Source organism: Pseudomonas sp. Sample_9 (assembly GCF_004307535.1).
Classification (GTDB): Bacteria; Pseudomonadota; Gammaproteobacteria; order Pseudomonadales; family Pseudomonadaceae; genus Aquipseudomonas; species Aquipseudomonas mercuritolerans.
In genome coordinates, this window is sequence record NZ_RAZO01000437.1 from 1 (window position 1) to 8,510 (window position 8,510).

At 61.0% G+C, this 8,510-nt stretch carries 9 protein-coding genes and 1 pseudogene; 4 read left to right on the top strand and 6 right to left on the bottom strand.

The window, feature by feature from the left end; translation table 11 throughout:
- The 3 genes and pseudogenes from D6877_RS25060 to zapE all read right to left on the bottom strand — a co-directional run.
- Positions 1–242: pseudogene (locus D6877_RS25060) on the bottom strand (GNAT family N-acetyltransferase); the annotation flags it as partial.
- 201 nt (positions 243–443) lie between these two features.
- The gene (locus D6877_RS25065; RefSeq protein WP_130912442.1) at positions 444–1,025 is read right to left on the bottom strand and encodes a DinB family protein; all 582 of its coding nucleotides are present in this window, start codon (positions 1,023–1,025) and stop codon (positions 444–446) included.
- 17 nt (positions 1,026–1,042) lie between these two features.
- A complete protein-coding gene (gene zapE / locus D6877_RS25070) occupies positions 1,043–2,161 on the bottom strand; it encodes a cell division protein ZapE (protein ID WP_130912443.1) in 1,119 nt (372 codons plus the stop codon).
- A 263-nt stretch (positions 2,162–2,424) separates the two neighbouring features.
- Here zapE and D6877_RS25075 point away from each other — a divergent pair, with 263 nt between their 5' ends.
- A complete protein-coding gene (locus tag D6877_RS25075; RefSeq protein WP_110603344.1) occupies positions 2,425–3,891 on the top strand; it encodes a nucleobase:cation symporter-2 family protein in 1,467 nt (488 codons plus the stop codon).
- Between the two features lie 65 nt (positions 3,892–3,956).
- A complete protein-coding gene (locus D6877_RS25080; protein WP_073474543.1) occupies positions 3,957–4,430 on the top strand; it encodes an LEA type 2 family protein in 474 nt (157 codons plus the stop codon).
- A 147-nt stretch (positions 4,431–4,577) separates the two neighbouring features.
- Here the strand turns inward: D6877_RS25080 and D6877_RS25090 are convergent, their stop codons facing one another.
- Complete coding sequence (locus D6877_RS25090) at positions 4,578–5,501, bottom strand: carbon-nitrogen hydrolase family protein (RefSeq protein ID WP_130912445.1); 924 nt, start codon at positions 5,499–5,501, stop codon at positions 4,578–4,580.
- 84 nt (positions 5,502–5,585) lie between these two features.
- On the opposite strand from D6877_RS25090, the gene D6877_RS25095 reads away from it, so the two are divergent.
- On the top strand, positions 5,586–6,500 hold the full coding sequence (locus D6877_RS25095) for a LysR family transcriptional regulator (RefSeq protein WP_130912446.1): 915 nt from the start codon (positions 5,586–5,588) through the stop codon (positions 6,498–6,500).
- Between the two features lie 6 nt (positions 6,501–6,506).
- Here D6877_RS25095 and D6877_RS25100 read toward each other — a convergent pair whose 3' ends face one another.
- On the bottom strand, positions 6,507–6,761 hold the full coding sequence (locus D6877_RS25100; protein ID WP_003224595.1) for a hypothetical protein: 255 nt from the start codon (positions 6,759–6,761) through the stop codon (positions 6,507–6,509).
- A gap of 154 nt (positions 6,762–6,915) precedes the next feature.
- Here D6877_RS25100 and D6877_RS25105 point away from each other — a divergent pair, with 154 nt between their 5' ends.
- A complete protein-coding gene (locus tag D6877_RS25105) occupies positions 6,916–7,233 on the top strand; it encodes a DUF883 family protein (protein ID WP_130912447.1) in 318 nt (105 codons plus the stop codon).
- A 202-nt stretch (positions 7,234–7,435) separates the two neighbouring features.
- Here the strand turns inward: D6877_RS25105 and D6877_RS25110 are convergent, their stop codons facing one another.
- Complete coding sequence (locus tag D6877_RS25110; RefSeq protein ID WP_130912448.1) at positions 7,436–8,464, bottom strand: Ldh family oxidoreductase; 1,029 nt, start codon at positions 8,462–8,464, stop codon at positions 7,436–7,438.
- Positions 8,465–8,510: the final 46 nt, after the last annotated feature.

Here is an 8,510-nt window from a genome sequence, read left to right on the forward strand (position 1 = left end):
GTCGAGAAGCCTTCGAAACAGTTGACCAGCCCGGCCGGTTCGCCGCCGACGAAGGCCAGCACGCTGAAAGCATGCGGGCGGCGAGCGAGTTCTTCGGGGAGACGGCGCAGCAGGTCGGGGTCGAGGGAATGACCGCCGCCCATGGGGTCCTCGGCATAGTGGTTGAGCACGATGCCGATGGCTTCGGCGTGCACCGGGTTGCTGTAACTGGCCTGAAGTACGAGTATTTCTGCGGAATCCATTTCCATCCCCAAATACATAAGCCCCAGCGCGCAAGGTGCTTGCTGGAAGGCTGAGGGGGACATTAGCTTGGGTTTGAATGGGTGGGCAACTGGAAAACAGAAGAGCAAGATCAAAAGATCGCAGCCTCGTTGCACTCGTCAGCTCCTACAGCCCAAAACGTGTAGGAGCTGACGAGTGCAACGAGGCTGCGATCTTTCGCGTCAGTGGCCCCATACAAGTTCTTCCGTCCAGCCCAATTCCGCGAAGTCTTCGGCACGCAATGCGCTTTCGCCGACACAGAAAAACTCATCCAGTTGCGGTGGCTTTACCGCCGTGCCGCTGAGCATGGCGTGCACCTGGCCGCGATGATGGATCTGGTGTTCGAACAGGTGCGAGAGCATGCGCAGTCGACTTTCATGTTGCGGTGTGTCGCGGGCGATGGTGACGATTCTCGGCAGATCGGCATCGCGCAGTTGCTCGCAATAAGCGATCAGCCGGCGATCGACGCGTGCCTGTTCCTCGCGCAGTGCGGCGGCTTCGCTAAACGGTTCGTCTGTATCGAAGAACACGTAACAATCCGGGTGCGGCTCGTCACCGCGCAATTCGCGCTCCAGCGCGTCGACGTAGAACCAGTCGCAGGTGAGGATGTGATTAAGCGTGAGGCGGATGCTCGGGAAAAAGCTCACTCTCGGTGCGGCCAATTCGGCGGCGTCGAGCTGGCTCCAGGCCTTGGCCAGACGATGATTGGCCCAGGCATTCTGGTAGGCCATGGTCAGCAAATGATGGGACAGCGGTTGAGTCATGTCGGCGCCCTCTTCTTTCAAGCTTCGGCGAAACGCTGCAACTGCATCTCCTGCAAACGGCTGAGGGTGCGGCGGAACGGGAATTCCAGATAGCCCTCGGTGTACAAGGCGTCCATCGGTACAGCCGCCTCGACGTACAGCGGCACCTTGCGGTCGTAGCATTCGTCGACCAGCGCGATAAAGCGGCGAACGCCGTCGTCATGCACCGACAACTGCGGCAACTCGCGATCACCGGCCACTACGCGCTCGGCGCCGTCTTCTGTGCCGCGTGCGATACGTCCCTCGCGTTTCTGCGCGCTGAGGTTCGGCACTTCGCTCAACAGAATAGCCCGGTAGCGATCACACAGGGCGATGAAGTCCATGGCGGCGAAAGGTTGCTCGCACAGATCACTGTAGCGGCACCACAGCACGGATTCACTGGCTTGCACGACGTTGAGCGTGCGGTGGCCCACGGCGACTGGCTCTTCGCTGACAGTCTCATCTGCAGCCAGCGACTTGAACACGGCCTCCAGTGCGCTCGGTAAATCATCCGCGCGAACAAAATAACGCTGCTCGATCGCCCCCGGATGCAAGCGATGATCCTCGGCGCCATTCACCGCGACCACGGTCATGTGCGCCTTGATCGCCGCAATCGCCGGCGTGAAACGGTCGCGGTTGAAGCTGTCGGCGTACAGATTATCGGGCGGCAGATTGGAGGTGCAGACGATCACCACACCTTCCTCGAACATCACCTGAAACAGCCGGCCGAGAATGATCGCGTCGCCGATGTCATTGACGAACAGCTCATCGAAACACAGCACCCGCACTTCGCCGGCCAGCTCTTTGGCCAAGGCGCGCAACGGATCGGCGATGCCACTGAGTTGGAACGAACGCTGATGCACCCAGCCCATGAAGTGATGAAAGTGTTGACGCCGCGCTGGCACCCGCAGGCTCTGATAGAACTGATCCATCAGCCAGGTCTTGCCGCGCCCGACCGGACCCCACAGGTACACGCCGCCGACCGAGCGGGCGCCGGCGTGCAAGGCTTCATGGCATTTTTGCAAGGCCCAGACCGCGTGTTCCTGGGCTTCATCCTGGATGAAACCCTTGTGGTCGACTGCGTATTGCCAGGCACTGAGGGGGGAGTCGAAAGTCATGCGCGGGAGTATGCCACGGGCGATTGGCCATTGCTGATTAACGGGCGTGGACGATCATTGTGGGAGCGAGCCTGCTCGCGAAGGCGGCTCGTCAGTGACCGAGATGCAGACTGAACCACCGCTTTCGCGAGCAGGCTCGCTCCCACAAAGGCAGTAAAACCTGACCTTTCAGGCAGTTATTGCTCGTTGCCCTCGCCGCCCGCTTGCGGCATTCTGCGCACCCATTTTCTGACCCGGCCCCGCCTTGCGGCGCGCACCTCACCATGACCGCCTCTGACAAAACCCCGCGCAACAACGACCTGATCTACGGCCTCAACGACCGTCCGCACCTGACCGCCACGGTGTTCGCCGCGTTGCAGCATGTGCTGGCGAGTTTCGTCGGCATTATCACCCCGACCCTGATCATGGGCGGTGCCCTCGGTCTGCACAGTGAAATCCCCTACCTGATCAGCATGGCGCTGTTCGTCTCCGGCCTCGGCACCTTTGTCCAGGCCAAACGCTTCGGCCCGGTGGGTTCCGGTCTGCTGTGTCTGCAAGGCACCAGTTTTTCCTTTATCAGCGTGATTCTCAGCGCCGGGTTCATGGTCAAGGCGCGCGGCGGTGGCACTGACGAAATCCTCTCGACGATCTTCGGCGTGTGCTTCTTCGCCGCGTTCATCGAAGTGGTGCTCAGCCAGTTCATCGGCAAACTGCGCATGCTGATCACCCCGGTGGTGACCGGCACGATCATCACGCTGATGGGCCTGTCGCTGATCAAAGTGGCGATGACCGACATCGCCGGCGGCTTCGGCGCGCCTGACCTGGGCGCGGCCAGTCACGTATTTCTGGCAGCGCTGGTGATCGGCACCATCGTTGTGCTGAACCGTGTCGACGTGCCGTTTCTGCGGCTGGGCGCGATCGTCATTGGCCTGACCCTTGGCTACGTAGTGGCATGGCTGATGGGCACGGTGGATTTCGCGTCGATGCCCGAGGTGCCGCTGGTCAGCGTGCCGGTGCCGTTCAAGTACGGTTTCAACTTCGATTGGGTGGCGTTCGTGCCGGTGGCGGTGATTTTCCTGGTTTCACCGCTGGAAGCGGCCGGCGACCTGACCGCCAACTCGATGATCTCGCGGCAACCGGTGAAAGGCCCGCTGTACATCCGCCGAATCAAATCCGGCCTGCTCGCCGATGGTCTCAACTCGGCCATGGCGGCGGTGTTCAACAGCATGCCGATGGTGACCTTCGCGCAGAACAACGGCGTGATCCAGCTGACCGGCGTGGCCAGCCGCTACGTGGCGTTTTTCATCGCCGGCCTGCTGGTGTTGCTCGGTTTGTTCCCGATGATCGGCGCGGTGCTGCAACTGATGCCGAAACCGGTACTGGGCGGCGCCGAGCTGGTGATGTTCGGCACTGTCGCGGTGGCCGGGATCAAGATCCTCGCCGAAGCCGGCCTGCATCGACGCAACATGCTGATCGTGGCGATCTCCCTGGGCATGGGCCTGGGTATCGCAGCGGTGCCGGAAGTCCTGCGCGAACTGCCGCAGGCGCTGCGCAACATCTTCGAATCGCCGATCACCGTTGGCGCGTTGTGCGCTATCGTGCTGAACATCTTCCTGCCCGAGGAATTCATCGAGCTGGAAGAAGACGATTTCGACCCGGAAGCTTCGATTCTGCAGGTCATGGAAAACCCCGACGTCACCGGCAAAGGTGAACCCGGCCAAGCGGCGGCTGTCGCACAGTTGAATCGCTGACGTCGCGCCTTGGCAAAAAGGGCTGCACCGGCGACGGTTCAGCCCTTTTTTGTCGAGAGATTTTTATGCGCCGCGTCCATGCCGTCATCCTGTCGCTTCTGCTGTTGTCGCTCAGCGCCTGCGCGCTGTTTCCCAATCGCGACCCGGTGAACATCAACGTGGTCGGCCTCGAACCGTTGCCCAGCCAGGAACTGGAAGTGCGCTTCGCGATCAAGCTGCGCGTGCAGAATCCCAATGAAACGGCAATCGATTACAACGGCATCGCCCTGGACCTGGAGGTCAATGGTCATTCGCTGGCTTCGGGTGTGAGCGATCAGAGCGGCTCGATCCCGCGTTTCTCTGAAGCGATCGTCACGGTGCCGGTCAGCGTCTCGGCGTTCTCGTTCCTGCGCCAGACCTTGGGCCTGAGCCAGACGCAAAGCCTCGATAACCTGCCCTACGTGCTGCGCGGTAAACTGGCGGGCGGGTTGTTCGGCACGATGCGCTTTACCGACAGCGGCAAGTTGAGCCTGCCTAAAGCGAGTGCGGCGACGTGGTAGTCAGCGGTCGCAATCGGCAGAACAACACATAACCCCTGTGGGAGCGAGCCTGCTCGCGAAAGCGGTAGTTCAGGCAATTCCAATATTGCAGGTGCCTACGCCTTCGCGAGCAGGCTCGCTCCCACAGGTTGTCAGCAAGTTTCAAGGTCAGGAGTTGAACCGCACCCCCGGCTTCGCCCGCTCATCAACGGTCAACTCGAACACATCCGGCCGCGCATAGTGGCCGACCACATCGTAGTCGTACCGCGCGCGGATCAGTTCATCAGTGTCGATCTGCGCCGTCAGCAACCCCGCCTCGCCACGCAACGGTCCAGCCAGCACATCGCCCATCGGCCCGACGATCACGCTGCCACCGGCAATCAACGGTCGATCACCCGGCCAATTGGCAATCTCCACACCCATCTCATTCGGCGAGGCCTGCACCTGGCAAGCGCTGACCACAAAGCAGCGGCCTTCATGGGCGATGTGACGCATGCTGAACTGCCACATCTCGCGCTCGTCCACGGTCGGCGCGCACCAGACCTCCACGCCCTTGGCATACATCGCCGTGCGCAGCAGCGGCATCATGTTTTCCCAGCAGACCACCGCACCAAGCTTACCGACCTGGGTGTCGAACACCGGCAGCGTCGAGCCGTCTCCCTTGCCCCAGATCAGGCGCTCGGTGCCGGTGGGCATGAGCTTACGGTGCTTGCCGATCAACCCGGCCTGCGGGTCGAAATACAGCACCGTGCAATACAACGTGCTGCCGGCGCGTTCGATCACGCCGATCACCAGATTGGCCCCGGTGCGCGCTGACAATCCGGCCAGGGCGTCGGTTTCCGCTCCCGGCACATCGATGGCATTGGCGAAATACCGGGCGAAAGCTTCTCGACCCTCGGGCAGTCGATAGCCCAATTGGGTGCCGAAACCCTCGCCTTTCGGATAACCACCGAGCAAGGCTTCCGGCATCACCACCAACGCAGCGCCGGATTCGCGGATTGCGTCTTCCCAGCCAAGAATCTGCTCAAGGGTTTCGCCCTTGCCACCGGGCAAGGCACCGATTTGCAACGCCGCAACTATTGATTTGGCCATCGTGTTTACTCCATCAGGTTCAGGTGTTGCTGATTCTCCAGCGTCACGCGATCATGAATAAAGCCCTGCCCACTGCTGAATGATATGAGTCAAATGAATATCGCCGACATCGACCTGAACCTGCTGAAAGTCTTCGAAGCACTGCACGAGGAATCCAGTGCCAGCCGCGCAGCCCTGCGCCTCGGCGTAACGCAGTCGGCGGTCAGCGCGGCATTGCGGCGCTTGCGTGAGGTCTATGGAGATCAATTGTTCGTGCGCACCGGGCGCGGTCTGGCGCCGACCCTGCAAGCCAATCAACTAAAACCGGTGATCAGCGATGCCCTGAACAAATGCCGGCAAAGTCTGGCCATGCTTGATCCTGCGGCCAATCAATACGACGGTCGCTCGGTGGCGATTGGTCTGTCAGATGATTTTGAAATTGCCTACGGTCGCCGCTTGATCGAGGAAATCGCCCGCCGTGCGCCGAAGCTGCGGCTGATATTCCGCCAGACCCACAGCCAGATCGTCGCCCGCGCGTTGATGGAGCGCAGCATCGACCTGGCGATCACCGCCGGCGGATTTGCCGAGCGCTTGCTCAGCCGTCAGGTGTTGGGAGAAGGCGGGTATGCGTGTCTGGTCGACCTGGCCAGTCTTGCGCCAGGCCAACAGCAGATCGAATTGCGAGAGTTCGTTGAACGCGAGCACATTCTGGTGTCGTCGGGAGGCTTTATCGGCATTACCGATGAGGGATTGGCGGCACTGGGATTGAGCCGCCGGGTCTGCGCGTCGACTACGCATTTTGCCGCGCTGCCCTTTTTGCTCAAGGGCAGTCAGGCAGTGGCGACCATTCCGGCCCACGCCGCTGAAAGTATCGCGGCGCTAAGCGGGCTGGCGCTGCTGCCCTGCCCTCTGGCTTTACCGCGCTATCCGGTGGAACTCGGCTGGCGCACCAGCACACAGATCGATCCGGTGCTGGTCAAGGTTCGCGAGGCGATTGCCGCCACGTTCAGCCAGGTGTGAAACGGATTATTTGTTCGCCGCCATCAGGCGATTGACTTCACTGCGCACCATGTTGGCGAACTCCGGCGGCGACATGCCGTCCAGTTCGGCGCGGACCCACTCGGCCCATTTGCCCTTGCGCTTGGAGCGTTCGCCAAACAGACGCGCGGCTTCGCCTTTGGCTTTGCCCAGATTGTTCTGCCAGAGTTCGAACAGACGGGATTTCTCGTCTTCCAGCGCTGCGCGCTCTGCGAGGGATTTGTCGGCCAGATTGAAACTCATGGGGATTTATCCTGCTGCGTAAAATGGCGACATCTTACACGCTCGGTACAAATCTCCGGTGCAGGTTTTTCCCTTGTCCGCGAATGACATGCAACTTTTCGTCTGCCGCTACACTCCATTGGTCACTGTCCATTCACCTGCAAGGAGTCACCCAATGGCCCGTAAAACCGCGGTGCAAGCCGCCGAAGAGCAAATCAAGGATCAGGCCTTCAGCGAGCTTCAGTCGCTGATCGAGGAATCGGACAAACTGCTCAAGAGCAGCGCTTCACTGGTAGGCGAAGAAGCGGAAACCCTGCGCGCACAAATCGCCCTGAAACTGCAGCAGGCACTGGATTCAGTGTCGAGCGTGCGCGAGCGCACCAAACCCGCCGTTGAAGCCACGGAAAATTACATCGGTGGCCACCCATGGCAAACCGTAGCGATCTCCGCCGGTTTCGGCCTGGTGGTGGGCCTGCTGCTCGGCCGTCGCTGAGTCAGGCGCACAAAAAAAGGCGAACCTCAGGGTTCGCCTTTTTTATGCCCACCGCTTTGCTTTTCCATTACTGAATTCACCTCGGTATCCCAAGTCCGCGTATCTCGCCCAAACCACGCGGTCAGTCCCCTCTCCCCCTGGGAGAGGGCCAGGGTGAGGGGCTTTTGACCTTGTCACTGCAATCGTCAGAACAACAAAAGACTCACTCCCCCGCCAACTCCCGCAACTGCCCCAACGTCTGTTCATCTAGGGCAATCCCATGCGCCAATGAGCGGGCACGCTGCAAATGCCGTCGATCCCCCGGCAAGCGCTTGAGACCGACCCCGTGCATCTGCCGCACCAGTTCATCACTGCGCTGGGCGAAACTCTGCCCCGCCGCTTTGCTCGGGTCGATCACGATCAATAGCTGGCCAGTCCATGGAGTCTTCGCGCCAGGATGGTTGGACCAGTCGAACTCGAAGGAGAAATTGCCGCCGGTCAACGCCGCCGCGAGCAACTCGACCATCATCGACAACGCTGAGCCTTTGTGCCCGCCAAACGGCAACAAGGCGCCACCTTCAAGAATCGCCTTGGGATCCTGTGTCGGTTGGCCGAGGCTGTCGACGCCCATGCCGGCCGGGAGTTTTTCACCTTTGCGCGCGGCAATTTGCACATCGCCATGGGCAATGGCGCTGGTGGCGAGGTCGAAAACGATCGGCGCGGCGTTGGCCCTTGGCGCGGCGAAGGCAATCGGATTGGTGCCGAACAACGGCCGATCCGCGCCATGGGGCACCACGCAGGTCATGCTGTTGACCACGCTCAGGGCTACCAGACCTTCATCGGCAAACGGCTCGACATCCGGCCACAACGCGGCGAAATGATGCGAGTTGCGAATCGCCAACACCGCGATCCCGGCATTGCGCGCCTTTTCCACCAAGAGTGATCGTGCAGCGGCCAGCGCCGGTTGAGCGAAACCGTTGCCTGCGTCGACACGGACAAAACCGGGCGCGACGTCTTCGACCTGAGGAACGGCGTGACCATTGACCCAGCCGCTTTTCAACGTCGAGACATAGCCGGGAATGCGAAAGACGCCGTGGCTATGGGCGCCATCGCGTTCGGCGTTGGCGCAGTTGGCGGCCAGCACCCGGGCGACTTCCGTGGAGGTGCCGTGGCGCAGAAAAATCGTTTCAAGCAGTTGCGTCAGTGCTTCGAGGGGCACTGTGGACGAGCCATGATCGTGTGGCGCAGACATCTGAAGCTCCAGAATGATTATTGGAGGGAACAACAGCGTACGGTCG